Genomic DNA, 25,058 nt, shown 5'->3' with positions numbered 1-25,058 from the left:
AGTCGCACTCGTCGCGTCCTTCCGCTGGTGCTGCCCCTGTGCTACTGTAGCGTGCATATCGAGAGCTAGAGGAATGGCGTCACGCTCATGTTCATCTCCAGTTCGGCTTCCAAAACGATGGCGATATTCGCAGGGGCGGTGGCGCTGCAGAGGCGGCATCGGATAAAATGTCGCAGTATGTGGCACTGCAGCCTTTAGCAGCCGCGAACGACGATTGTCGCGACGGAGGCCTGCGGCTCTTGTTGGCGTCCAGCCGTTCTACTGTGTCGTATGCACGCCAACGTGGGCCAGTGGCCGCCCTACCCCAGAGAAAAAGACCGCCAGGAGGCGGTCCTCTCGAGTAGGAACCCAGACTACAACTATGGACGGATACCGTTCTTCTGCGCGCAGGAACGATAGGTAGAATAGCCCGCGCTATTGGCAGCTGCAGTCGCTCCGCTACTCATATTGGCCGACTGTGCCTGCGCAGCTGCGTTCGCCTGTTTAAAACATTCAGCACGGATAGCGTCGACATTTTTCTTCGGCGCAGCATCGGCAGGCAATGCGCAGCAAAGCAATGCCGCAAATAGGCCCAAAGCGCTAAATAACCTCGCATTTAACATGTGATCTCCCTGTCTTGCCGGCTCGTCTCAGCGATGCTTGAACAGCATGCTCCATGACGGGAAGCATTCAAGGTACGAACATGTTCGTACCCCCTTTCCGGCTACCGCTGGTCATTGTTTGGTGAAAATCCATCGGACACATTGCAAGGCACCTAATTGAAAATCGTTAGGAGGCGGCGAAGACGATCCGAATGTGTCCTATGGATGAGCCGACTTTAGCGCGCACTGACGTCAAGTCCGCAACGCAGCGTTTTAGTACAAACCCAGCTTTGACCTAACAATCGAGTTGGCAGGCTTGCGCTGGGCGATGACGGCTAGGCTATAGCAATGACTTGTTCTTTGGCCAAAGTTCTCCTTCCGTCGCCCTCCCCTCCCGCAAGAGGTGAACACGGTCTGGAGCCACGACTTCCAATCGCTTTGCCCGGGCGCCGCTATAGGCGGCCAGTCTCCTCCCCGCGGGGATCGTCCCTGCTACGGGGGTGTGAGTAGCCTCGGTATATCGAGCGCGTATCGTGATCTGCACTCGGGGCCGGAATCTCTGGCATACGCCTTCATTGTGCGTTCCGTCAGGGCAAGAGCCCGCGATATTGCCGGTGTCCTATGTGTCAGAACCGGCTTTCTGGCCCGAGGTTGAGCGATCGGGCGCGCTGCGATTTTCATCAGTGGTGCTCATTGGCACCGGCGGCTGGGACAAGATCAGGGAGAAGACCCGCCGCACTACCGCGCGGGTCTCCGCGAAGGCTTGGCGCGCCTCCCTGTAGTCGTCGCTATCTGACGCGTGATCGATCATCGCCTGGGCTAGCGATCCGTCACCTCCCATGACCGCCTCGTTGAGAATGTATTTTGCGCCCGCAATCGATAGCGGCGCCTTTGACGAGATCTGGGCCGCCAAACCGTATGCATCGCGGAGCGGATCGTCGGAGACCCGGTCTACAAGTCCCATATGCAGCGCCGCTCGAGCATCAATCCGTTCTGCCGCGAAAAGAATGCGCTTCGCACTGGTGATCCCGACGAGTGAGAGAAGCCGTCGGGTACTCCGAACGCCGTACACGATGGAGAGATTGGCCGCCGGAATCCCCAACTTGGCCGTCGGCTTGGCGAAGCGGAAATCGCACGCCATCGACAGATGGCACCCTCCTCCGAGGCAGTACCCGGCAATCACTCCGATGACGGGCTGCGGCACACCGGCAATCGCATCCGAACAGGCGTCGACGGCCACTTCATATGCCGTGCTGGCGGTCGCATCCTCCCGGACGGCGCCGAACTCGACGATGTCGGCGCCGACGCTGAAGTCTTCGCCTGCTCCGGTCAGGATGACCGCGCGAACGTCCTTGTCTTGGCCTAGCTCCCCGAAGGTCTTGGCCATGCCTTTCCACATGCTGAGCGTCATGGCGTTGCGAGCACTTGGCCGGGCGGTCGCGACGCCATCGGTCATCGAAAGGTTGATATCTGTCATCTTTACCTCAACCTCGACTGTTCGGCGGGCTGCCGGAGGTGTGCTTGCGTATCTCGACTTCGACGCTCTCGCGCAGACCATCGAAGTTCCGGGCCACGAGTTCCCTCGCTGCGGCATCGACGGCAACGGGATGGCATCTATGTCGGCCGAACTCATGGCGTCGACCTGGTCTACGCCGGCAAGGTCGACCACGGCTTCGATAAGGCCTCGGGTGCCGATCTCCGGAAGGCCTGCCCCCGCTGATCCGCAAGACGCAGCCGTACACCAAACGGATCAAGCACCAGGCGATCTGGGGCGAGCCGAGGTGTTGGCCGAGATCGAGCGCCGCGCGAAATCTGCCGAGGGCAAGGTGCGGCATCCGTTTTTTCGTGGCGTGCGGGAGGATCTGTGAACGAGAGCCGCTGCATCGTTCCGGCCCGACCGAAGTCTGCAGCGCCTACCTGGATCACCACGGCTCTGGCGCCTCCGGAAGAAAGGCCGGTCGCGCCGATGTGGAACATCGCCCCGGATTTCGGATTTATCGTACTTCACGTAGAGGAGGGTTCCATGCCCCGCGGCGATAAATCGAGTTACACCGGCAAGCAAAGGAGGATGGCTCGGCACATCGAGGAAGGCTACGAGCAGCGCGGATTGACGGAAAGCGAAGCGGAGAGGCGCGCCTGGGCTACCGTCAACAAGACGACTCACGGCGGCAAGAAGAGCGGCTCGGGCAGAGGCAAGGCCGAAGATCATTCTCCAGAGCGGAAGGGTGGCCGCCTCGGCGCGAAAGCGGCTGCCAGCAGGCCGGCGGCGGCGCGTTCGGCATCGGCGAAGAAGGCCGCACGGACTCGCAAGAGACGCGCCGGCTGAACGACAACATGGATCCCGCGCTACTCCGATGTTTAGGCGGACCGGCCCGAATCCACGTTCTTAGGTGTTTTTTGCGTCATCTTGGCAGGATCAGGCTTACGCGCACTCCGCGCGGCCCGAGTTCCTCGCGCTGAATGTCGTCTCCGGAAAATTCGGGCTCACAGCCGTTGATTCGAACAGGCACGCGATCCTTCCATCGTTTAAATCTTTGGAGCGACCCGTCTTGCATTTTAAGCGGCCAAAGACGGATCACGGTCGGCAAGCCGGGAATGGAAGAACAGATCCGCTCAGAAGAACGGGGACCAGGCGCTGCCAAACGATCAAGCAGACGCGGATAGACGGGCCGCAAGATAACGAGCCGTGCGGCTTCGCGGTTCGCTCGATACCTGTGCTGGCGTTCCCGCAGCCACGATGCGGCCGCCCTCATCGCCCGCGCCGGGACCAATATCGATGATCCAATCGCTCGCAGCCGCCACGGTCATGTCGTGCTCGACTACGACGGCCGTGTTCCCGGCTTCGACGAGACCGTGTAGTTGCTTCATCAGTTTCGCTACATCCGATGGATGCAGACCGGTCGTGGGCTCGTCCAGCACGTAGAGAGCATGCCCGCGCTGAGCTCTTTGCAGCTCCGTGGCGAGCTTGACGCGCTGGGCCTCGCCTCCGGACAGTTCGGTAGCCGACTGCCCCAATCGGATGTATCCGAGACCGACCTCCCGAAGTACACCCAGTGATCGACGCAGCGGTTGGTCGTCTGCAAAAAAATCGAACGCATCGTCTACGGTCATTGCAAGTACGTCGGCAATGGACCGATCCCGGATCCTGATCTCGAGCGTCTTGGCGTTGTAGCGCGCGCCTTTACAGGTGGGACAGGGCGCGTACACGCTCGGAAGGAACAGCAGCTCGACGGACACAAACCCCTCACCCTCGCAAGTTTCGCAACGTCCCTTGGCAACATTAAAGGAAAACCTGCCGGCATCGTACCGCCGTGCGCGCGCCTGCTTGGTTGCGGCGAAAAGCTTGCGGACGTGATCAAGTAAGCCGGTATAGGTCGCCAAGTTCGATCGTGGCGTCCGACCGATCGGCTTCTGGTCCACGACGACCAAACGCTTGATGACGTCGAGCCCTTCCACGATTTCACCGCCCAGGGTCTTGACCGCCGCCTCTAGCGCATCACCATCGTACGCATTTTCAACTCGTTGCCCCAGTTCGTCCCCGACGGCATCGACGAGAAACTGGCTGATCAGGCTCGACTTGCCCGAGCCTGAAATCCCCGTGACGCTCGTGAATACGCCTAACGGAATCTCGGCATCCAGTCGCTGGAGATTGTTGCGCGTGACGCCTCGGAGCTTGAGCCAGCCTTGAGCGGTTCGAGGATTCTTTTCGGCTTGGTCGTTCGCATCGAACAGGAATGGTCGTGTTCGGGACGCCTCCACGTCCGCGAGGCCGGCCAACGGACCGCTGTACATGATATGCCCTCCGCGGGTGCCGGCGTCGGGACCAACGTCGACGATCCAATCGGCGTGCCGCACCACGTCCAGTTCGTGCTCGACCACGAACAGCGAGTTGCCGGAAGACTTCAGGCGGTCCAGGGCGCGCAGTAGCGCCTCCGTGTCCGCCGGATGGAGCCCGGCCGAAGGCTCGTCAAGGACGTAGACGACGCCGAACAAGCTAGAGCGCACCTGCGTCGCCAGCCGGAGCCGTTGGAGCTCTCCTGGCGACAGCGTCGGCGTACTGCGATCGGGCGTCAGATAACCGAGACCGAGGTCGAGCAGCACATCGAGGCGAGCGGACATGTCTTCGGTGATGCGCTGCACGACGAGCGCCTTTTCGGGATGATCGGCAGATACTTTCTTTTGGCTCAGATGACGATCGATCAAGGATCGAAGCCGCTTCAGCGGCAAACGCGAGATGTCCGCGATGTCCATTCCGGCGAAAGTAACCGAAAGCGGCTCGGGCTTGAGACGCTTTCCCTTGCAGACCGGACAGTCGGAGCTCGAAAGAAATTGAGCGACCCTACGCTTCATCATAGCACTTTGCGTGGTCGCATACGTGTGAAGAACGTATCTGCGCGCCCCGGTGAAGGTGCCCTGATAGCTGGGTTCCTCTTTCCGCTTTAGCGCCCGCCTGGTCTCGGCCGGACTGTACCCCGCGTAGACCGGAACCGTCGGCTGCTGTTCAGTGAACAGGATCCAGTCCCTATCCCTCTTGGAAAGCTCCCGCCAAGGTTTGTCCACGTCGTATCCGAGGGTCACCAGGATGTCCCTGAGGTTCTGACCCTGCCAAGCGCTCGGCCAGGCCGCTACCGCCCTCTCCCGGATGGTTAGCGTGTCGTCCGGCACCAGTGAACGTTCATCGACGGAATGGACGCGTCCGATGCCATGGCAGGTCGGACAGGCGCCTTCCGGCGTGTTCGGAGAGAACGATTCGGCGTAAAGCAGAGGCTGATTTTTCGGGTAATCACCAGCGCGCGAATAAAGCATCCGCAACAGATTGGATAACGTGGTGACGCTTCCGACTGACGATCTGGTGGTTGGCGAACCTCGTTGCTGCTGAAGGGCCACCGCAGGGGGCAGCCCGTCGATCGAATCCACTTCGGGAACAGCCATCTGGTGGAACAGCCGCCGGGCATAAGGCGAGACGGACTCGAGATAACGGCGCTGAGCCTCCGCATAGAGCGTTCCGAAGGCGAGCGAAGACTTGCCGGATCCGGAGACTCCCGTAAACACGACCAGCGCGTTTCGGGGAATGTCCAGCGACACGTCCTTGAGATTATGCTCGCGGGCACCCCGCACCCGGACGAAGCCGCTATCGACTTCAAATTCCGCATTGCTGGAGCCCTCCGCCCGTGCGTCCATCAAACTCCTTTCGCGAGCGTCGTGATCTCGCCTCAAATAGAACCTTACGACCTGACGCCAGTTCCGTCGGGAGGAGGCTGTCGAACGCATGCGAGGTGGCCAGAGGTGATCGGGGACGGTTCCTCAAATATAAGAGAGGCAGAAATGGGGGTGGTCGTCTTGCTGCCGATCCCAATAGCAGCGCGGCTCGCTCGAGCGACCCAATGCCCCCGCGATCGACGGGAACAAATCGCCACTTCGAACGCTTGGCTCGACATCATCGGGTGAAGGATAGAAATGGCCAAGCTGCAAGATGAGAGAATTGTGGAGACCGCCGTGGAAGCACGTGGAGCCGAGCGTGGCCCGACGGTGCGCAACGTACTGGTCGTCAGCCTTTGCCTTGTGGTCGTAGCTTTTGCGGTAGTTTATTTTATCTATTTCCGGCACTAACGGCACCGTTCTCGCTTCAGTTTGCCGAGCTTATGGTGCAAGGCGGAGGAAGATACGAGGCGCTGCGGCGTTAACTTCATATCGCAGCCTGGTCAGGACGATGGTTCCCGAAACCCTCCAGACAGCGGAATAACAAGCGCCATCTCGGCATCTATTACTCCATCGACGTTTCCGGATCGATCGAGACGGACGACGAGATCCAGCAGCCGAGAATAATCGCCAGATGGCCGATACCCGGGCAAGTGGCGTGATCCGTTTGTCTGACCGACATCCTAGCCATCTAAGACTGGTTGTGCGCTTTATTCCGAATCGTTACCCTGCCCGTATGGGCATTTTTAGCAGAAAGCAGGGAACTTTGGTTCCCATCCACGAAGACAACGCGCACACCAAGGATTGGCTGGTTTTGCTAGAGGCGGCCACCATCGTCGGTCATGAACGCGACAAGCTTCGGGTCGCCCTCACAACGCAGGACAGGAAGCTCGTTACCAAGCGACGGCTCTTCCGTAAGCCGGAGCACTTCCTCGTTCTGGACGGGTACGATCCGCGGATACATGCGCTCTATTTCTGTCCGCAGCTATTTAAGAATGAGAACGGTAGCCTCGTCCCTTTGACCGGCCCCGAAATCGGGCAGTTGATGGCTCACGCCCTCGAGGGCGGAGCGATCGAGAAGGCGCCATGGTACGAGCCCGCCGACGGCGTTCCTCAGGATCCGGTGATCAAAACCGCTCCCGGAATGGAATTTGACAGCCTGGTCGTGGATGCCCCCAGCCCGAAAGGCAGCAAACCCGCCGCCCTTCGTGCGGTTGCGGCTCCTGAAGACCGTCAATTGACTTCGGCGACGGAGTGCACTTCGTCTAGTAAGATGTGATCATTCTGAAATTTTCGGCCGGAGTCTTTCCTCAGTTGACGACCTGCTCGTAGCTCACCTTCGCCCCTTCGACGAGGTTACTGAAGCCGGCCTGCTCCACCGCGGAAATGTGGACGAACACGTCCTTGCCGCCGCCATCCGGCTGAATGAAGCCATAGCCCTTTATCGGATTAAACCACTTCACCGCACCCATCGCCACGCGTCGTCACTCTCCTCGCTAATCGATCGCAAAATCTAACTATGGACGATCGATTCCAGCGGCCCGAGAGCGGGTAGAAATCAAACTAGAACACCAAACGTCAGGGCAGAGATCTGTTTAGCGTCAAACGCTCGCGAAGTAGCCGGTGGACTGAACCAATCCTAATGTTCACTTTGTAACTTAGCGCACCCGTGCACCGGTAGGAACGATCGAAACCGAGCTAAGTTACCAACAATCCCAATTTCGAAGGAGACCAACGATGGATTGGAATCGGGTCGAAGGTAATTGGAAGCAGATGAAGGGTAAGGTCAAGGAGCAGTGGGGCAAGCTGACCGATGACGATCTTGACGTCATAGCCGGCAAGCAGGACCAACTCGAGGGTCGATTGCAGGAGCGTTACGGTTACGCGAAAGATCAAGCGCAGAAGGAAGTGAACGACTGGTACGGTCGTCAGAAGTGGTAATCCTCAAAGGGCTCTGCGTAAGGCAGGGCCCTTCGCTTTTAGATCTAAGATTATCGCGGAGCATTTGATGTCGGGGCCAACCGAAGAAGAAATTCGCACGAGAGCCTCTCAACTTTGGCAGGAGGCCGGCGCACCGGAAGGTCTGGCGGACACGTTCTGGCATCAAGCTGAGAACGAGTTGCTCAGGCAAGTTTCCGACCTTGGTCAACCACCACCGGGTATGACGGACAATCTGCTAATTTAGCCTGGCCAAAGCCCCGCAATTGCCCTCGCCTTATTCTGAGGCGCACATCCTTAAAAGACTGGGCTTTTGCCAAACCCGACAGTTTGGCAGAGTGAGCCGGTTGCCAAGCCGCCAGCAGGATGGCACGCTGTGGTCTTTGATTTAACCTATGCTAATTTTGATCACCTATGTCATCTGGCAAGCTGGTTAGTGGCGTTGGGCAAGGCCGGTACGGTTACATGGCTAGCTGGCTATGTGCTGCATTTTTGATGTTCCTGGCTTGCTGTGCAGTTATTCAGACGGCGAACGCAACATCCCTTACAGAGGGTCAGAGCCAGCAAGCGATTGCATCGGAGCTGGGGGGTCAGGCGGACGGCAGCGCAGTGCTCCCTACCAGCGACCACGCCTCACTCGATCCCATGTCAACCACATCGAGCAAGGCGCCGTCTAATCCTCTAGTAACCAGTCCGTCCACGGCAGTTCCGGGCGGCATCGACACTGTCCTGGTTCTCGATGAATGCTTTGTTGTAGAGGCATGCATCGATCGCTTCCTTGAAGCACTCTACGTGCGAGCGCCCAAGATCGACTGGATCGTTGCGTACGAAAGGAAGAATGTAACGATCAAGCGGAAGGGCAAGCTGGTCACAATCACTCGCAATATTTCAAAGCGAGTTGAAAGTGATTTCGGGTGGAAGGATCCCAAAGCAGCAGAAAAAGCTGGCGTGCCTTTGATGGACTACGTAATCGGCGGAATGGATCGAGCGTTTAAGCTCAAGCTATTCTATATTCTCAATGCAGCAGAACAGGCCGGATTAGCGCCTGGGATCACGAGCGGATTCCGAGACGACTATCGCCAATCGATTGCAAGCGGACTGAAGGCTGAGAATGACAAGTCATATCACGGTGGTAGCTCGCGTGGCGGCTATAGTCATGGGCTCGCAGCAGATGTGATTAGCGTGAATGGTCGCACCAAGGAGGAGCGTGTCATCGAGAGCCAGAGACTATGGAAATGGATCGACGAGCACGGAAAGCAGTTCGGAGTGGGCCGACCATATCTGAGCATGGACCCACCGCATCTCGCACCGATCGATGGTCAGGAATACGCATCCCACCGTACGGGATCCAAGCACGCTAAGCTTAGCGGCAAGCGGCACACACGAGTTGCAGCATCTTCGACCCTGACCGGGGCGCGGGCAAAGTCGAAGAAAGTATCGAAACGCGCGATGACTAGGATCGGCTCGCGCGCCTAGCTGGCTCGGGCGTTCACCCAATGGAAAGACGTGAGGAGCATCGAGGCCGATCGTTTCGGTGAGCTCTTAGCAGCCGAGGTTGGTGTGGGCTGGCGGCGTCGATCAGGCTATACTCGCGCTGCGAATAGCGCCTCGCTTCAGGCGCGACGCCCTTCGCGAGGTGCCGTGAGATCAGCTACCAGTGGCGGTTGTAAGCGGATAGCGACCTGACCTGCATTGCCACCTGCTCCCGCCGAAAACCGATGGCGAATGTTTAGTTCGGCTCGTTGAGGTGCTCGGTCGGCCGGATCTCGTTATTGCCGTCAGTCGTGGGACGCAGCGCGCTCACGGCGCAGTCTCGGCTTAGCTCCGCTAGCAAATAAGCAACCAGATCGGCGCACGCTCCCAACGGGACGGGACCGGTTTGGGGACGTCTTACGGTCATCGTTTGGGAGGAGCCGGCGCCCTGCCCCATAGCTTGCCGGCTCCTCTTTCTTAATCTTGTGTGGGTCGGGCAACGGTCAATTGCCCTCGCATTTGCTAAGCCTACAGCCCACCGGGAATTCAGGGCCCAGCGCTGGAAAATCATTATGCCGCCGGGACAACGTGTTTTGAGCCCGGCGGCGTACTTTTTCGCAATCGCCTCGTCAGGTCTGATCGCGCACCGGGGAGATCGCCATTCATCCGCAAGTGTCTGCAGCATATCCACAGTGGTTGAAGAGGATGTGAAATGGCGCTGCCCAATGACTTGCTGCGCACAACCACGCAGGCAAGAAACCGCCGGCCTGAATCGGCGGGCGCTCCCAGAATTGTGGCAAAAAGCACATTGAAGGCCGTCCGCACTGGATGGGCGGCAGCCCGGGGTCGCCATTCGATTAGGAAGCTTGTCAAATGAGGTAACCCGGGAGGGGTCCATTTCCCGCTCCCGCTTTTCGGTACAGTGGACAGCGATCACGTCCGGAACGAGAGGTGAATATGGCTCTCCGGATCGATGATTGCAGAGGCCCTGACGCGCTAGCCCCCGTTGGGGCCTTTGCCATTTATGCAGTGCTGCCAAACGCACAAACGCCGCCCGCTTAAAATACACGCGGAGCGGCGTTAGCTTCTAGCCCCAGGAAGGATGTGCAAAATCCTGATGGGCGTAAGTCTGCACGAAAACGCACAAAAGTTTAATACCTCCAAAGAGGTAAGTTTGGCGCGCGTCGGCAACGCAGCTCGACCACTCGCAGCGGGAAACTAGGGTCACTGTTGCACGCAGGCTATAGCGGGAGCATCTGGGAGGGCGCAGCATCGAAGCTGCCGACCTCCAAGAGATAAAATCGGCGTTTCAAGTGAAGGCCTCAGCACCCGGCCCCTAGGCCCCAGAGTGAACGACCTGCAGGAGCTGCAAGAAATGGCGGCAAGGCTAAAGCGACCGCTCGCAAGCTTCCGCAGGGGAAAGGTTTTGACGATCTACTTCGAGATATCGCGAATTTTCGTGCGCAGCTCATCGCTCGGTTTCCAAGCACACGCGTCAAGGCGGCGAAGTAGGCCGATATGATCAAGACCGCGATGAGATGGCTGGAATTACCGCACTGGCTCATCATCGTAGGAGTCGCGCTAGTATTGATCGGCCTAATTGGCCCTGCAATCAGCCGCAAGCGTCGGACCAATATCCAAGACCAACCAGCCACCGAGCGAAGTCCCGAGCCGCGTCGCCAATTGTCACCGCTCCCGCATCTTCTTGATTCCCAGCGGCGAGCGAGCCGGCGTAGAACGCCAGCAGAGCCGCCGGGCGATTGAGGTCGGAAGATGCAATCGGTGCGACAACAAAAATAGTTCTGCCCGATAACGATGTTTAGCAAGAACTAATCCAAATAGTAGCGTGGTCGGTCCCTTAGTAAGCGTTCAGGGGAACCGCTATGATTGCTTTTCTGGCCAAGCTGGAACGATTTGAGGATCTCGCTACGGAGTGCGACTTGATCGCTGGCCGGCAGGCGGATGGAAGCAAGCGGGAGCTCTACCTGCGCCTGGGGGCGCACTACCGCCAGCTGGCCTGCGACATGCGCAGTGTCATTGCGACCGTCGATGCCGCCGCATGATGGCGTTTAATTCCACGCCTGGACCAATCCTTCGTTGACCAAGGCGGTGACGGCCGCGGTTGCTAGCTGACGATCTCAGTGACGTAAGAACGTCGGCTCTCCGGAGTGAACCGGAAGTCCCAAGTTCGGTCGCGATCGACGCTTTTGACCGAAGTGGACATCTATGATTGGGCAACTTTAGCCATTAACTCAACCAGAAAGCTTTTTCTGTCATCACGTCGGGGCTTTCCCTAACCTCGCTCATGGAGCGGGCTCGAGCATTCGAGGCGATTGTTGTCCACAGTGGGGATCGCGCCACACCGCGAGGGCGGGAATCGCCGTAACGTTCGTGCGTGTTTGTCCCACTTGAACCCATTTGCCGGTTCAGATGCGTGGGCGGCTGACGCTGATCGAGCATTTTGCAAGGCGATTGTAACGCATCGCGACTTCAAGAGCAGCTGACACTTCCAAAACCAATGGCGCGGCCGGCGTGGATCTATTTCGAGCTGAGAAGATCGCTACTGTCCAGGACCGATCACATCATGACTGCCGCTTTTGCGGAGCTACGCTCACTCTTGTCAGAACAATCATGGAATCTGAGAGCGGAATTGTCATTCATACGTTTGAATGCGAGCAGTGTGGAGACCGTACTTGGACCGAGTAGGGATCTAGGAATCGCTTAGCGCAACTAGCACAGCACCTTCGAGATGAAAAACATCGGCTCAGGTCCACAACGATTAGACTGCGAGTTCGCCCCGCGGCGACCGCCACGCTTCTTCCAAGTCCGAACTATCGAGCCACTATATGCGTTCGACGACGTCGATTATCGAGCTGGTTTTCGGCTCTTCAATCCCGGCATCAACATCGCCCGACCGCTGGCACTCACATGCCAGCGGAGATCGGCGGCAGCTGACGCTGCGCCTGGTCTAACCATGCCGTTCCAGCGCAAAAAGCCGGCGGCAGATCGGTATCAAGGCCCTGTTTCCGGGCTTCATTGCGCCCGCGTTGGCTTCGCCGATCGACAGGGTGCCCAGCGGCGAATGCTGGGCAATTCGATGGCTATCGCGTCCAGATCCACCTCGCCCATGAAGAGGTGAAGATCTACGCCCGCCGCGGCCACGACTGGTCGAAGCGCTTCAAGAAAATCGCCAACGACGCCTGGCACATTTCCGCAGCGTCAGCGATCAACGATGGCAAGCTTGTTGTGCCTTCACCGAGCGGCGTGCGGTGTCCAAGGTTCGGGACAGCGTCTATCCGACCGGCACCCGCAGCCGCGACTGAGGATGTCACATCTCAGATCGATAGATTGGCAGAAGCGAATGAGATCTCGCGGTTAGAGGCAACACGCCGGCTGGTTGAGATCGGGCTTGAACTCTAAAAAGCAATAATCACAATGTCGGCCGTTCAAGTTAGGAGGGAGAATGTCCAGCACAGCTTTCTCATTGATCGGTTTCATCTCGTGGACGCTTTTTCTGTTGGTGCTAATGGAGACCATCCGGACTTGCCTGGTGGTCACCGGCAGGGTTCAGGCAAATGGCTTCACCCCCGACAACGCAAATTTGTCGCCATTCATGCGACGCCTTGCGCGCGCTCATGCGAACTGCATCGAAGGGCTGCCTGTTTTTGGAGGGCTATTAGCTTTTGCAATCTTGCTGGATAAAGAGACGATCACTGACGCGCTGGCGCTTTGGTTTCTCGCGGCACGGCTCGCGCAATCGATTATCCATCTTGTCTCGACCAGTTCGATCGCCGTAAGTCTTCGATTTTCTGCATTCGCCGCGCAAATGGCGATCGGAGTCTATTGGGCTTGGAGGTTGGCGTTTTAGAGACGTCTTGCGTCCGGCGGTCCGCAGGGCAAGGCTTGGGCAAACTGCATGGGATCGTTAGATCGTCGGCCGGACATAGGGGGCGCGGTCTATGACCGGCGCTCTCGACCCACCAGACCCGGGCATAGCCGGACATCGGCCCATAACTGTGATATTGAACATCCGGTTTTCCCCGAGCCAGGGGGGGTGACTTGAGCAGCGAGCACGTAGAGCGGCGATTGGCGGCTATTCTGGCGGCAGATGTCGTGGGCTCTTGCCGTTTAATGGGGATCGACGAAGAAGGTACGCTGGCGCAACTGAAAGCTCTCCGGCAGGCGCTTTCGATCCCAAAATCGCTCAGTATCACGGGCGAATCGTCAAGAACACTGGGGACGGCGCTCTCGTTGAATTCGCCAGCGTGGTCGATGCCGTGCGCTGTGCCAACGAGGTCCAACGCGGCGTGGCAGAACAAAATGCCGATGTGCCGCAAGACAAACGGATTGAATTTCGCATCGGCATTCACCTCGGTGATATTGTCATCGAAGACGATGATATTTTTGGTGATGGTGTCAATATTGCCGTGCGTCTGGAAGGGATCGCGGAGCCGGGTGGAATTTGCATTTCCGACGATGCTCACCGGCAGGTTCGTGGCAAGGTTGATAGCATCTTGGAGGATATGGGTACTCAAACTCTCAAGAATATTGCCGAACCGATGCGGGCTTGGCGCGTGCGCATCGGCCACGGCTCTTCGCCGGCAACAAAAACGCCGGCCGAGACTGTGCAGTCCCTCGCGCTGCCCGACAAGCCTTCCATCGCCGTTCTCCCATTCCAAAACATTTCTGGAGAATCCGAACAGGAGTATTTTGCCGACGGCATGGTCGACGACATCATTACCGCGCTGTCGCGCTTCAAGTCGCTGTTCGTCATTGCGCGGAACTCATCTTTTTCTTACAAGCGAAAATCACCCGATATACGAGAAGTGGGCCGAGCTCTCGGTGTAAGGTACGTTCTCGAAGGCAGTGTGCGTAAGGCCGGCAGCCGACTACGCATCACCGGTCAACTGATCGACGCAGTGACTGGCGCGCACGTTTGGGCGGATCGCTTCGACGGTGCCATCGAAGATGTATTTGAATTGCAGGATCAGGTCACGGAGAGAGTCGTTGCGGCCCTTGCGCCACGTCTGGAGCAGTCCGACATCGACCGTTCCAGGCGCAAAGCTGCTGGAAATCTCGGCGCCTACGACTGCTACCTTCGAAGTCTCGCCTATCTGCAGCACGTATCAAAGCAGGGCCTTGAAGAAGCGATGCCGCTTCTAAGGCACGCCATCGAGCTTGATCCGGGACTTGCCCCCGCTTATGGCCTGCTTCTGCAAGGTCACGCCCAACGGAAGGCCTTTGGCCTGGTATTAAATCCCGACGAGGAGAACGCGGAAGTCGCCCACTTGGTCAATATCGTCTTGCGAATTGGCCAGGACGACGCGGCCGCTCTCAGTAACACGGGCTGGGCTGTGGCCCACGTCCTGCGCGATCTTACTCATGCGAAGTCCCTGGTTGATTGGGCCCTAGCACTAAATCCGAACTTGGCGCAGGCCTGGGCTAACAGCGGCTGGATCAATCTGTGGTCTGGCAACCCGGCGGTCGCGGTGGAGCACTTGGCTCGGGCGATGCGCCACGACCCGCTGCAGGGAGACCGTCTTGCCACTATCCGGTCGGCCATGGCGCATGCCCTCTTCTTCCTCGACAAATACGATGAGGCGATGCCTTGGGCCGAAAGAACACTTCGGGAAAATCCCAATGCACATCCGAGTCTACGTATTTTTGCTGCGAGCGCTGCCTTCGCAAACATGACGGATCTCGCTCGGAAAACAGGGACGCGATTGCTATCGGCGGACCCGGAGTTTCGCCTTTCGCGTCTCGCGTCCTATCTCGGCCCCTACCAGAAGCCGGAATTTATCGAAAAGTATACTGAGGGCCTCCGCCTCGCGGGACTACCTGAGTGAGCACGACCGCTTGGCTGAGATCCTCCGAGCTTCAACCGCCAAATTAGAAACAAATCGACATCAATTTTGTTGTAGCAGATCAACGGCGCGCGGATCAGGCCCCGTTGACTGAGAGACGCTGCGCGCTCCCGCCTGCTGTACGGACGCGTTTGATGTGTGAGAGATGCGCTAAGATTGACGAACGGATTGCGCATTTCCGTTCGCTCCGGATGCTGATCACAGATCAGAAGACCTTGGACGGCATTGCTCGGCTGATTGAGCAGCATCAAACCGAAAAACGGACGCTCCATCCGGGCCCGCAAGAGTAATGCCGTAGTTAGCGTAAGGGCCCGAAACTCAATGCGGCAAACGGTCCATGCCTTTTTTGATACTGGGCCCCGCTATAGGAACAATGCAACTTACGGGTCAATGACCGCAATCGCGCAGAAACTCGAAGAGATCGAAGACCAGCCGACCAAAACTGTCGCTGCGGCAAGCGCGTAGGATTTGGTCCCCTAGTTCAGCTCTTACCTGGACCAATATCCGTTCCGAACAAATTCTCAAGACAAAATCGCCAAGGTGCGGCACGCGGGCGGCCGGGCGCCAACAGTTTTTCCCTCTTTGTGTCAGCCCGTGAAGTCGTTAAATCAGCGATGCGATCATCATGGCGGCTATCAGAATCGCTGGTCCGCATGCGACCGCCAGCCAAAGTTCCGCATCGGGAAACATTTCGCAATCTTCATGCATGGACGTCCCTCCCCATCCGCCTGCTCGAAAGAAACAGCCCCAGCGTGGGGTCGAACTGGGGCCGTTTTCAGTTGGTCATCATCCGCACCGGCCGATGCCCTATGGCACCGGACACATGTTTAACCCTGCGCGGATCCTGCTCGTTCCTAATAGGAGCGGCCCCAGCGAGGCATCAGCTGGGGCCGCTCCTTATTTCCATTCTCACGCCGAACCGCCGCTGTTCGAAAATAGACGGCCCCTCTGGGCTGTATCCTGATCTTAATGAAACGCCCTACCCAGTCCTGAAAGGATCGTATCGGCGGGTGGTTCCAGAAATCACCTATGTGAATCAAACGTAAATAAACTGCCGCTTTTTCCCGAGCGTGAGTGCCCCGGAGCGAGTGTCCGAATTAGGCCCGCGGCCTAACGTGTCTTTAGACGCTCCCGCACCACGTTTGCCCCAGTCCGGCCAGTTTCTTCCAGCCGCTCAAGAGCTTCGGCACCGATGTCATCAACTTCAGCCCGAAGCGTGTCGGAGGCCTCGCGCACGCTTTTGGCTACCGCTTCTGCCCGAGCATTCAGATCCTCTTTGACACTGTCGCTGAGCTCTCCGGCCCATTTGTTTTCGAATTCCGACCCAATGAACGCGCCGGCAACCGCGGCTCCAACCGCCAAACCTATCGCGCCGATTAGAAGGGGTTGTCTGTCGAGCAGCGCTGAGAAGGACGACTGAACCTGTGCGATCGTCTCCTTTCCAGGCAGCGCATCGCCGAGCTTGCCCAGATTTTCCTGCGCATAGCTGACGCCTTCATCCACCCCCCGCTTGACCGCACCCGCGGCGCTCGACATGGCATCCGAAGCCGTGGTTTTAGCATCGGGTACGGCGTCGCCCAGATGTTGTGACGATCCATTTTCCGTTTCCGGAGCGGTTGGCGGACTGCTCGTGAATTTTGGCGTGCTCGGCCGCAGATTGGGTCCAATATCGGCGAGCGGTGGCGTTGCCCTACTGACCGATTTTGCCACGTTCTTCAGCGTCTCGTTGCCCAACAAGAGCCATACCGCACCTCCGCCGATCAGCGCGGCGGCAAGGGGGTTTTCCCGAGCCGCGTCCCTCAGATTGTCCAGAAAACCTGATTGCGAGCCGCTCATCTCACCATTTCCTTCACACTGATCTTGTCCTTCTCCAGCTGACGCATCGTTTCGCGGGGCGCCAAACTGCGGGCGTCTAGGCGGTGCATGCCGACGGCGAACAACACTCCGGCAACTGCTCCCGCAACGATGGCTGAGACAAAGTATGAACTCGGCTGCGACCAGCCGGCCGAGATCAAGGCTGCTGACAGCGCAAAAAGCGCCATCACGAGCGCGGGAATGACTAGAAGGGCGCCCGCGGCGAAAAAGCCTGCAGCACTGCCGATCTGCTGCACCTTCTCGCCCGCCTCGGCCTTGGCCAGATCAATCTCATTCTGGAAGAGCTTGGCGAACTGCGACAGCGCCTCGCCAAGGAGGGTCGAAATCGCCCGAAGATCCGATTGAGTATTCATGATGCATCCTCGCCGCCCGAGGAGGATGTCTGGCTTCCTGACGCCTTGAAGAAGCGCATTGCGGCGAAGCCAGCGAGCACCGACAATCCGAGAAAGGCAGCCGGCTGCCGTTTCGCGAAGTCGGATGCCCCGCCCACGAGATCACGAAAAGTTCCATTGCGGATCTTCTCGGCAGCGTCTTCGACGTAGTCAGCCGCGGAACTGATGCCGCGCGCGGCAAACGGCGCATCGCTTTCGAAAGCATGGCCGGCTTGCCGAATGTTTCCGGCTAGCCTGGTTACGAAATCTGCCCCGGAGCGCTGTTGCTCCTCGGCCTTGTCCTGGAAGCGATCCGCGGCCCCTTCCGCCACGTCTCGTGCCGCGTCAGCCGCCTCCTTGAACTTGTCGCGCGCGGCCTCGGTGGATGCCCGCAGCGCATCGCCCGCGCGTTGTTTGACGTCAGCGCCCGCTTCGGCGATTTGGTCCTTCAGAGTGTCCGAGGAGGTCGAGTTCTGTGCTTGAGAAGAAGCGGCTTGTCGATCAAATTCGCTCATGACGATTTCTCTTCGGTTCGAGAGGGATTGAATGCCGCATTCACCATGTCGTCGGCTGCTTCCTTCAGTTTTTCGGACAAATCCCGGGACATTCGGCTGGCGTGTTTGCCGAGATCCGCATCTGATACGCTCTTGGCAGCGGCATCGGCAGCCGACAGTACCGCGTCCTTAGCCGTCTCGAATCCCGACTGAGCTGCCTTGCCCGCCGCACGTTTAACACCATCACTCGCCTCGCCGATTGCAGAAGCTTCAGCCCTTGTGCTGGGAAGAGAGGCCGCAATAATCGCTCCGATCGCGACCCCCACACCGGCGATCAAGGCTGCGTGGTCGTAAAAGACCTGACGCGCGGCTTCCGGCGTGGCGGTCGCCGTTTCACGCGCGGTAGATCGGGTTCGATCGATACTATCTTTTGCCGCGTCCGCGGCGGTATCGATGCCGGCCTTCACTCGATCGACGGTCTGGGTTACCCGGTCTTTCAAGCCGCCAGCAAGCCCGGTCGCCGTGGCTTGGGCTTCGCTCGCCAGATCGGCGGCCTTTCGCCCGGTTGCGGATATCCCGTCCGCCATATCTTTTCCGAAGGATTGAGCGCGTTCGGCGGCCTCACCTCCAATTTCCTTTGCCTTCTCTATCGTGGGCGCCGCCACCTCAGTGGCGCGGCTGCGAACGCTCTTCGACGTCAAGGCAAGGCCGGCACCGATCATCAAAAGGGGAAGTGGAAAGACCCGCGCCAGCCTCAAGACAGGCACCGCAACCGCAGTCCCCGCGGCGATAGCCTGCATTGGGTTTTCCATGACTTGCTGCTTCACCGAGTCGAGCCATCCTTGAGCCTTTCGGCCGACGAACTCAGAGACTTCTGACTTAATCCCTTGCGGAGAGACCTTGTGACGTAGGTCTTCTGCGGTGTCGGTGATTTGCTCTCTCAACCGGTCGACGGTCGTCGCGAGCTCCGCGCGGCTCCGCTCGGACTCGCGCTTTAATTCCTCAACGGATTGTGTCATCGCTATCACCGATTTATCGTTATTGTTCTAAAGCGAACTCACGCTTTATTGAATCGTTCCTGCGGGAGGCGCCAGTTTGCCGCCGGCACCTAACATCGCCTTGGTCGGTCGGCGAACCGGGCGGAATAGCAGATACATCAAATGATCCGCGCAACGCGCCGATAGCGCCGGCACCGCCCGTCCGAGACGATACTGATAAGCGGCCAACACTGAAGAGAAGCGCTGCGACGAAGCTGACTGACAGCTCGCCTGATGATGGGCGCAAAGGTTTGCAATGCGGCGTCAGTAAGGAGACGACGGCGTCCGGCGGCAGGGATATTAGCGGAGGACGAGCACGGCTTCCGAATGACTAGCGCCTACGACTAGTTCGTCTGCGGCATTGGAAATGATCACGCTGACGCGAGTTGTGGAGATGGGGCAACCTTTAGGAGGAAGCTCATGAGAACGTGTACCATTGCGCTGCTCATTGCGGGCATTGCGGCAGCCGATCTGATGACGGCTGAACGAGCTATCGCCCAGAACCAGCAAAGTGAGGCCGACAAGGGCGTGAAGACGCGTAATTCCGGTGAGTCGGGGTACGTAGGAGACCAGAATAATCCTGGAGCTGCTGCAACGCCTCCAGGACGTCCGGCTGCAGCAACCGGAGCCAGCAACGCTCCCAGCGCGCAAAGTTCCGGCACCGGAATATCCGGCGCGCCAGGAAACAAGAACGGACCTGCGCCGGGCCAAAACACGGTAGGGTCGAGTCCTCAGAACGAGCACGTACAGCAGCAGGATTCGTCGAACGTACAAGGCTTGCCCGGCAACAAGAGCGGACCGCCTGCGAAGCGCTAACGGCTGCAACTTAGCTGTTACAAAAGCCGAAGCCGCCCCGTCACTCGACTGGGGCGGCTTTCCTGTCGCTACGCGCCTTAGACCGCTTGAGCATTCACCGCCGTGACCGCGATCTTGCTGAGGGTTTCGTCCGTCTTCTTTTCCTCAGCCAACGTCTGGTCAATCAGCTTGACCGCATCCTTGTGGCCTAGCTGATCTGCCCAAGTCTTCAAGGTCCCGTAGCGGGAAATCTCGTAATGCTCCACTGTTTGCGCCGCCGCGAGGAGACCAGGGTCAAGTGCCGGACTGTCGGCGTACTCGTCCATGATCCTCTCGCGTCATCCTTTGCCGGAGATAACCTGTAAATAAGCAGATCGATGAACGGTGCCGACGCGCCTATCAACTCTGGGAATAGGCCGGGACAGCGGAAGGACGTGACGAAGAATACTGGCATCTGGCCGAGCATACGAAAATAAGGCCTCACTTTTGCGGCCCCCGACAATCTGTGACCAACGAACGAAGCAATCCAGCGCCGTGGGAACGGCTGAGACACAAGCTCGGGTAATCGTTGAGAAACATGCGTGAAATTCCGTTGCTGGGTCGTCACCGGCGGCGGCGTTTCTGAGAGGTATAAGGCCGTATCAGATGCGGTTAGCTAGCAGGCGGAAATACGACGGACCTCGGCGGGAGCTTGGCGCTTTGACCTTAGGAAGTTAGCCAGCGCGGCGCAACGTCGTCGCTGCGATCGAGAACGTGTCGAAGCGGCCCGGCATCGCCGCTTATCTGCTGCAAATCCAACGTGCACCCAGAGATTTTAAGGGCGCTGCTCCGCAAGCGGCTCCGCCACCCGAAGATTGCCGCTTAGTCTGCGCGTACCAGTCGGCGTATGGACTACTCTTGACCGCATGCCGGTTAAAGTCCGGCGCGCCATCATCCCACCAGATCGGCCCCCGCTCCCCCAAACCCCGCTTCGCTTCGTCAATTTGGCGGCGCGCGACGGTCTCGGCCTCCGGGCTTTCGGATGCTTTGGCCGCCTTCACTGCGCGGCGCCCATCCATCAGTTGCTTCACTAGCCGTGATTTCTCGTCGGGAGTGAGCCCTGGATTACTCATCCGCCAAAGCTTTCCGCGCACGACGAAGTAGCGGCCGTCCGGAGTCACGGGATGTTTGAGGCCTGCCATCAGATGAAGGGCTTTCCTCCAGTCACTGCGACAGTCGTGCCAGAGGTGCAACTCGACAGCGGATCGGCGAGCATAACGTAGGCGGTCGCCAGTTCCGCTGGCTGCCCAGCGCGCTTCATTGGCACTTGCTTGCCGAAGTTCTTCACGGCCTCCTCTGGCATGGTGGACGGAATAAGCGGCGTCCAGATCGGTCCCGGAGCCACGGCGTTCACGCGGATGTCCTTCTCCGCCAGCATCTGGGCAAGGCCCCCGGTGAAATTCTGGATGGCACCCTTGGTCGTGGCATAGGCCAGTAGGGTCGGATTGGGCATGTCGGCGTTCACTGAAGCAGTGTTGATGATCGCGCTGCCCGGCTTCATGTTCGGCACGGCAGCCTTTGCGAGGAAAAACATGGCGTAGATGTTCAGGTCGAACGTCAGCCGCCATTCCTCGTCGCTGATACCGCTCAGATCCTTGAAGGTCGCCTGATGCGCGGCATTGTTGACAAGGATATCGACGCCGCCGAGTTCGCGGACCGCCCGGTCGACGATCCTCCTGCAGTGGTCCGCGGACCGGATGTCGCCGTCGACCAGAACGACCTTGCGCCCCTCAGCTTCGACAAATGCCGCGACCTCCTTGGCATCTTCGTGTTCGTCGAGGTAGGCGATGAGGAGGTCCGCGCCCTCGCGAGCGAAGGCGATGGCGACCGCGCGTCCGATGCCGCTGTCGCCGCCGGTGACGATGGCGCGCTTTCCTTGAAGCCGTCCCGAGCCCTTGTAACTGCTCTCGCCGTGGTCCGGCCGCGGATCCATCTTCGCGGTCGAGCCGGGCATCGACTGTCGCTGGGTGGGATATGGCGGCTTGGGATAGTTGGGCATGGTCTCATCTCACCTCATGCGCACGGCGTTGGCGCCGGCAGATTTGAGCACGTCCGTCACCTGTGCTTCTCACCATGGAAGTCGGCAGAAGTCTTCAGGATTGCTGTCCACTCCAACTACGGCATGGATCGCGCCTCGTCGCCGGCCTGCGCGGTGCTGAGGGTGTTCTCCATCCCGGCTCCATTGGGATGCGGCCGCCGACAACCGACCGAAGGCGCGACAGTTCCTATGGCAGCAGCGCGTCCCGACCTGCCTTCCGAACCGGTTTGAGTAGACCGCCATCACGACGTCATGCGCGTCGTCCGCGGAACCGCACAGGGCGACCGATGACGAGAGTGACGCACAAGCCCCAGTACCGACGGAAACGCTCTTCTTCGTGGCCCGCGTAACCTTGCCGGCCACTTAGGAACGCTTCCTATTCATCGTCGTTTGCCGTGCGACCATTCCATAACAGGAGACATCCATGGGATTTTTCACCAAAGACATCAAGACACTGAATGACCTCTTCGTGCACACCCTGCGGGATATCTATTACGCCGAGCAGCAGATTGCGAAGAACCTGCCGGACATGATCGACAAGGCCAGCGACCAATCCCTGAAGAACGGCTTCGAGACCCACCTCGCTGAGACCAAGAATCAAATCACCCGGCTGGAGAAGGTCTTCAAGATGCACGGTGCCGAGGCCAAGGGCGTGAACTGCCCCGCCATCGACGGCATCCTGGAGGAAGCGAGCGACGTAGCCGGCGACGTCGACGACAAGACGGTCCTCGACGCGGCTCTCATAGCGGCAGCGCAAGCCGTCGAGCACTACGAGATCACGCGTTATGGCTCGCTGATCGCCTGGGCGAAGAAGCTCGGACGCGACGACTGCGGCTCCGTCCTCCAGGAAAACCTCGACGAGGAGAAGGCGACAGACAAGAAGCTCAACGAAATGGCCATCAACAGTGTGAACCAGCGCGCCGCATGATGCTCGCCGATCCGAACGCCGGCGGCATGAAGAAAGCAGCCGGCGGGTGCGCATCGCCCGGCGACCAGAGCGATTTTAGACGGTGATGGGTGAATTCACATCATACGTGGGCGGAATTGCCGCCTTTCTGGCGTCGCTGTCGTTCATCCCAGGTGCAGAGAGCCTGGCCGCGCGGATCGACGGGTGATCTCTCGCTAAGCATGCTCGCAGCGCTTACACTCGGTCTCTCGCTGGGGATTGTGTACGGTTTGCTGCGCCAAGACTGGGGATCGTTGTCTGCGCGAACGTGATCGGGGCAGGCTCGGTCGCCGTCGTGTTGGGCTGCAAAATCCGCGACTTGTAGAGATCGCGCTGACGATATGCCGTTATTCTTGGAGGAGGCCTTCGCTCGAGTCTCAAACCTCCGCAGCCTGCCGGTTAGACGACCGTCGTGATGTCGCTCTCGGGCCGATCCGAAAAGTGCCAATTGCAACCCTTGCCCGCTTTGCAGCGGTTCGCGCGCCAGTACGACCTGTGGCGTTGTGAGCCCAAAGCACCCTGCCGCTGCGCTGCAATGCCTTCGGGTCACCAGACCTACGAAAGCGGCAAAGCGATTTCGCAGGCTAGTCCTTGGTCGCGCCAATCAAAACGTACGTCGCCTTTGAGTTGACCGATCATATTCTCCAGAATACGTGTGCCGAACCCACGGTGTCTGGGGGGCGTGGCGGCCGGACCACCAAACTCGCTCCAGCGCAAACTGAGCCTTCTTCCGTTTGCCGCCAGAGACCATAAGATTTCGACCCGGCCACTCGGCGCCGATAGTGAGCCGTATTTTGCCGCGTTCGTCGCCAGTTCGTGCAAGGAGATTGCAACCGTCTGGGCCGTACTTGGCTCCAGCATAACGGCAGGGCCCTCAATTCGCACCCGCGCATCTTTCTCCCCGTTGTAAGCCAGAAGTTCCTGCGTAGCGAGGCGGTGAAGCTTGGCTCCTGCCCATCGGGATTCCACGAACAGCGTGTGGACCTTTGCGAGGGCATCGATTCGCCCTTCAATCAATTTTTTCAAATCCTCCGACGTATCGGATTGAGAAAGGCGCACCGTCGCCAGCACGGTGGACAAGATGTTCTTTGTTCGATGTTCGGCCTCTCGCGCCAGATTGACGATTTGCGCCTCGCTTAGTTTGCGCTCCGTTATGTCCTGGAAGCAGTTGACGGCGCCGACAACGTTGCCGCCGTTATCCTTGATTGGTTCGATATCAACAAGTGCGATGCCCCGCGAGCCGTCAGGTCGCTCGATGTGCACTTCCTACAGGCGCACGGAAACGCCGGTGTGAAGGACGTCTGCCATCGGGCATTGATGGTGTGGAAGCAAACTGCCGTCGGGGCGAAACATGCGATACGAGCCACAATACCGTATCGGGATCGCGTAGTTTAGGCGAGCGGCCCCAGAGTTCGGCAGCGCGGCCGTTGTAACGAAGAACAAGACCGTCGCGGTCACAAACATAAACGGCAAATGGCAGCTGTTCGAACAACCGCCCCGGCAATGGGAAACCCTGTTCCCCATCCCGCGCATCAAGAACGACGCCGACAGCGTTCGCTATCGCACTCCCGTTGCTGGTGGCTCTCCCGGGTTTGCGCTGGGAGATGCGTGGCTCGTCGGAAGGTACGTTGCTCATTGTGCTCGAGGCCCCAGCGGCGATGTTATTTCGATCTCGCAGTTTGTGGAGTGAGCGCGCGCTTCATCGACGCATACACCCTCAATTGTGCTGCATTGCGAAGCGCATTTTGTTTCGCCTCTCCTTCAGGCAATTGCTTCGCCTCACTGGTGCGCGCATCTGCCTGCCCATCCAGATGGTCGGCCGTCAAAAATGTAACCTTCGTCCTGTTACGGCTTTTGAGGTTCATGTCGATGATCCCGAATTTCCCTCAAACCAGTCGAGCGGTTCGGGTTGGGACGGGCCCGATACAATCTGCATTGACGGACGTGGCCGCAGCTTTTGCAGCGCAGCGTCCAATGCTCCTGCCCCGGTCGCGAAGGCATAATGCGCCGCACCACGGTGGCGCCCGCACAGCGCTGGCATCGTGGGTTCGACTGGAACGGGGTGGCGATGGAGCTGTTTGGTCGGCCAATTTGATCTCCCATGAGATTGCCAAAATCTAGTTCGGGGATTTGAGCTGGCCGCTGAGCCACCCCTGGCCTTCGCCGCTCAGTGGGTTCGCTGACACGCAAGGTTTGCTGGGCACGATCACACTTTGCGCACTCGAACGTGCGGAGTTGGCAACCACCTGGGTCAGGCGCAATGAGGATCAGCACCGTGCAGGTCTGGCAGTGATGACAGCGCGGGCGCTCGATGGCGCTCAGCGGCGTACCGGTTGGCAAAGTGCGAATACCGAGCATGCGGGCGCCCTTCTGGATCGGCGGGCGCCCACCACATTGCCGGACACCAG

Annotated in this window: 24 protein-coding genes and 2 pseudogenes; 13 read left to right on the top strand and 13 right to left on the bottom strand. The window is 59.0% G+C overall.

The annotated features are described in order from the left end of the window. Nucleotides 1–359: 359 nt before the first annotated feature. Complete coding sequence (locus ACE103_RS06305) at nt 360–602, bottom strand: hypothetical protein (protein WP_375778733.1); 243 nt, start codon at nt 600–602, stop codon at nt 360–362. A 598-nt stretch (nt 603–1,200) separates the two neighbouring features. Continuing rightward, nucleotides 1,201–2,058 carry an enoyl-CoA hydratase/isomerase family protein gene (locus ACE103_RS06300; protein WP_375781021.1) on the bottom strand — a complete coding sequence of 286 codons (858 nt, stop codon included), beginning with the start codon at nt 2,056–2,058 and terminating at the stop codon, nt 1,201–1,203. A gap of 129 nt (nt 2,059–2,187) precedes the next feature. Here ACE103_RS06300 and ACE103_RS06295 point away from each other — a divergent pair. Further along, nucleotides 2,188–2,449, top strand: a pseudogene (locus ACE103_RS06295) (DNA ligase); the annotation flags it as partial. Between the two features lie 155 nt (nt 2,450–2,604). Continuing rightward, nucleotides 2,605–2,907, top strand: a complete 303-nt coding sequence (locus ACE103_RS06290) for a plasmid stabilization protein (protein WP_375781020.1) — start codon at nt 2,605–2,607, stop codon at nt 2,905–2,907. 320 nt (nt 2,908–3,227) lie between these two features. Here the strand turns inward: ACE103_RS06290 and ACE103_RS06285 are convergent, their stop codons facing one another. After that, nucleotides 3,228–5,762: an excinuclease ABC subunit A gene (locus tag ACE103_RS06285; RefSeq protein WP_375778732.1), complete on the bottom strand. Its 2,535-nt coding sequence runs from the start codon at nt 5,760–5,762 to the stop codon at nt 3,228–3,230. Nucleotides 5,763–6,038: 276 nt separating this feature from the next. Here ACE103_RS06285 and ACE103_RS06280 point away from each other — a divergent pair, with 276 nt between their 5' ends. Together ACE103_RS06280 and ACE103_RS06275 are read left to right on the top strand one after the other, a co-directional pair. After that, the gene (locus ACE103_RS06280) at nt 6,039–6,191 is read left to right on the top strand and encodes a hypothetical protein (protein ID WP_375778731.1); all 153 of its coding nucleotides are present in this window, start codon (nt 6,039–6,041) and stop codon (nt 6,189–6,191) included. Nucleotides 6,192–6,414: 223 nt separating this feature from the next. Then, on the top strand, nt 6,415–7,059 hold the full coding sequence (locus ACE103_RS06275; RefSeq protein ID WP_375778730.1) for a hypothetical protein: 645 nt from the start codon (nt 6,415–6,417) through the stop codon (nt 7,057–7,059). 31 nt (nt 7,060–7,090) lie between these two features. Here the strand turns inward: ACE103_RS06275 and ACE103_RS06270 are convergent, their stop codons facing one another. Beyond that, on the bottom strand, nt 7,091–7,258 hold the full coding sequence (locus ACE103_RS06270; protein WP_375778729.1) for a cold-shock protein: 168 nt from the start codon (nt 7,256–7,258) through the stop codon (nt 7,091–7,093). A 259-nt stretch (nt 7,259–7,517) separates the two neighbouring features. Between ACE103_RS06270 and ACE103_RS06265 the strand changes: the two genes are divergently transcribed. The 7 genes from ACE103_RS06265 to ACE103_RS06235 all read left to right on the top strand — a co-directional run bounded on the left by ACE103_RS06265 (nt 7,518) and on the right by ACE103_RS06235 (nt 15,037). Then, nucleotides 7,518–7,721, top strand: a complete 204-nt coding sequence (locus tag ACE103_RS06265; protein WP_223970368.1) for a CsbD family protein — start codon at nt 7,518–7,520, stop codon at nt 7,719–7,721. 67 nt (nt 7,722–7,788) lie between these two features. After that, nucleotides 7,789–7,965 carry a DUF2934 domain-containing protein gene (locus ACE103_RS06260; RefSeq protein ID WP_375778728.1) on the top strand — a complete coding sequence of 59 codons (177 nt, stop codon included), beginning with the start codon at nt 7,789–7,791 and terminating at the stop codon, nt 7,963–7,965. 218 nt (nt 7,966–8,183) lie between these two features. Beyond that, the gene (locus tag ACE103_RS06255) at nt 8,184–9,194 is read left to right on the top strand and encodes a D-alanyl-D-alanine carboxypeptidase family protein (protein ID WP_375778727.1); all 1,011 of its coding nucleotides are present in this window, start codon (nt 8,184–8,186) and stop codon (nt 9,192–9,194) included. Between the two features lie 1,880 nt (nt 9,195–11,074). Continuing rightward, nucleotides 11,075–11,254 carry a hypothetical protein gene (locus ACE103_RS06250; protein ID WP_223970370.1) on the top strand — a complete coding sequence of 60 codons (180 nt, stop codon included), beginning with the start codon at nt 11,075–11,077 and terminating at the stop codon, nt 11,252–11,254. 1,072 nt (nt 11,255–12,326) lie between these two features. After that, nucleotides 12,327–12,611, top strand: a complete 285-nt coding sequence (locus tag ACE103_RS06245) for a hypothetical protein (RefSeq protein ID WP_375778726.1) — start codon at nt 12,327–12,329, stop codon at nt 12,609–12,611. 43 nt (nt 12,612–12,654) lie between these two features. Continuing rightward, nucleotides 12,655–13,059, top strand: a complete 405-nt coding sequence (locus tag ACE103_RS06240; protein WP_375778725.1) for an MAPEG family protein — start codon at nt 12,655–12,657, stop codon at nt 13,057–13,059. 253 nt (nt 13,060–13,312) lie between these two features. Next, nucleotides 13,313–15,037, top strand: coding sequence for an adenylate/guanylate cyclase domain-containing protein (locus tag ACE103_RS06235; protein WP_375778724.1), 1,725 nt, complete (start codon nt 13,313–13,315; stop codon nt 15,035–15,037). Between the two features lie 1,128 nt (nt 15,038–16,165). Here the strand turns inward: ACE103_RS06235 and ACE103_RS06230 are convergent. The 4 genes from ACE103_RS06230 to ACE103_RS06215 are packed head-to-tail and all read right to left on the bottom strand — an operon-like array spanning nt 16,166 to nt 18,814. Next, complete coding sequence (locus ACE103_RS06230) at nt 16,166–16,891, bottom strand: hypothetical protein (RefSeq protein ID WP_375778723.1); 726 nt, start codon at nt 16,889–16,891, stop codon at nt 16,166–16,168. Continuing rightward, nucleotides 16,888–17,283 carry a phage holin family protein gene (locus ACE103_RS06225; RefSeq protein WP_375778722.1) on the bottom strand — a complete coding sequence of 132 codons (396 nt, stop codon included), beginning with the start codon at nt 17,281–17,283 and terminating at the stop codon, nt 16,888–16,890. Before ACE103_RS06225 ends, ACE103_RS06230 begins: the two co-directional genes overlap by 4 nt. After that, complete coding sequence (locus ACE103_RS06220) at nt 17,280–17,816, bottom strand: hypothetical protein (RefSeq protein WP_375778721.1); 537 nt, start codon at nt 17,814–17,816, stop codon at nt 17,280–17,282. Before ACE103_RS06220 ends, ACE103_RS06225 begins: the two co-directional genes overlap by 4 nt. Then, the gene (locus tag ACE103_RS06215; RefSeq protein ID WP_375778720.1) at nt 17,813–18,814 is read right to left on the bottom strand and encodes a DUF3618 domain-containing protein; all 1,002 of its coding nucleotides are present in this window, start codon (nt 18,812–18,814) and stop codon (nt 17,813–17,815) included. The genes ACE103_RS06220 and ACE103_RS06215 overlap by 4 nt, the downstream gene beginning before the upstream one ends. A 546-nt stretch (nt 18,815–19,360) precedes the next feature. Between ACE103_RS06215 and ACE103_RS06210 the strand changes: the two genes are divergently transcribed. Next, entirely contained in the window at nt 19,361–19,648 is a 288-nt protein-coding gene (locus tag ACE103_RS06210; protein WP_375781019.1) for a hypothetical protein, read from the top strand. 77 nt (nt 19,649–19,725) lie between these two features. On the opposite strand, the pseudogene ACE103_RS06205 reads toward ACE103_RS06210, so the two are convergent. Together ACE103_RS06205 and ACE103_RS06200 are read right to left on the bottom strand one after the other, a co-directional pair. Next, nucleotides 19,726–19,962 (bottom strand): annotated as a pseudogene (locus ACE103_RS06205) (ferritin-like domain-containing protein); the annotation flags it as partial. A gap of 845 nt (nt 19,963–20,807) precedes the next feature. Further along, nucleotides 20,808–21,665, bottom strand: a complete 858-nt coding sequence (locus ACE103_RS06200; protein ID WP_375778719.1) for an SDR family oxidoreductase — start codon at nt 21,663–21,665, stop codon at nt 20,808–20,810. A gap of 463 nt (nt 21,666–22,128) precedes the next feature. Here ACE103_RS06200 and ACE103_RS06195 point away from each other — a divergent pair, with 463 nt between their 5' ends. Next, nucleotides 22,129–22,632: a ferritin-like domain-containing protein gene (locus tag ACE103_RS06195; protein WP_375778718.1), complete on the top strand. Its 504-nt coding sequence runs from the start codon at nt 22,129–22,131 to the stop codon at nt 22,630–22,632. Between the two features lie 573 nt (nt 22,633–23,205). On the opposite strand, the gene ACE103_RS06190 is transcribed toward ACE103_RS06195, so the two are convergent. Genes ACE103_RS06190 through ACE103_RS06180 form a run of 3 tightly spaced genes read right to left on the bottom strand, consistent with a single transcriptional unit; the run spans nt 23,206 to nt 24,515 of the window. After that, nucleotides 23,206–23,913 carry an HWE histidine kinase domain-containing protein gene (locus ACE103_RS06190; RefSeq protein WP_375778717.1) on the bottom strand — a complete coding sequence of 236 codons (708 nt, stop codon included), beginning with the start codon at nt 23,911–23,913 and terminating at the stop codon, nt 23,206–23,208. After that, complete coding sequence (locus ACE103_RS06185; RefSeq protein WP_375778716.1) at nt 23,894–24,286, bottom strand: PAS domain-containing protein; 393 nt, start codon at nt 24,284–24,286, stop codon at nt 23,894–23,896. The genes ACE103_RS06190 and ACE103_RS06185 overlap by 20 nt, the downstream gene beginning before the upstream one ends. Nucleotides 24,287–24,311: 25 nt before the next feature. Beyond that, nucleotides 24,312–24,515, bottom strand: coding sequence for a hypothetical protein (locus tag ACE103_RS06180; protein ID WP_375778715.1), 204 nt, complete (start codon nt 24,513–24,515; stop codon nt 24,312–24,314). Nucleotides 24,516–25,058: the final 543 nt, after the last annotated feature.

This window comes from Bradyrhizobium sp. ma5 (assembly GCF_042258955.1).
Classification (GTDB): Bacteria; Pseudomonadota; Alphaproteobacteria; order Rhizobiales; family Xanthobacteraceae; genus Bradyrhizobium.
The sequence above is the reverse complement of the archived record's forward strand: the minus strand, read 5'-3'. Positions and strand labels throughout refer to the sequence as shown.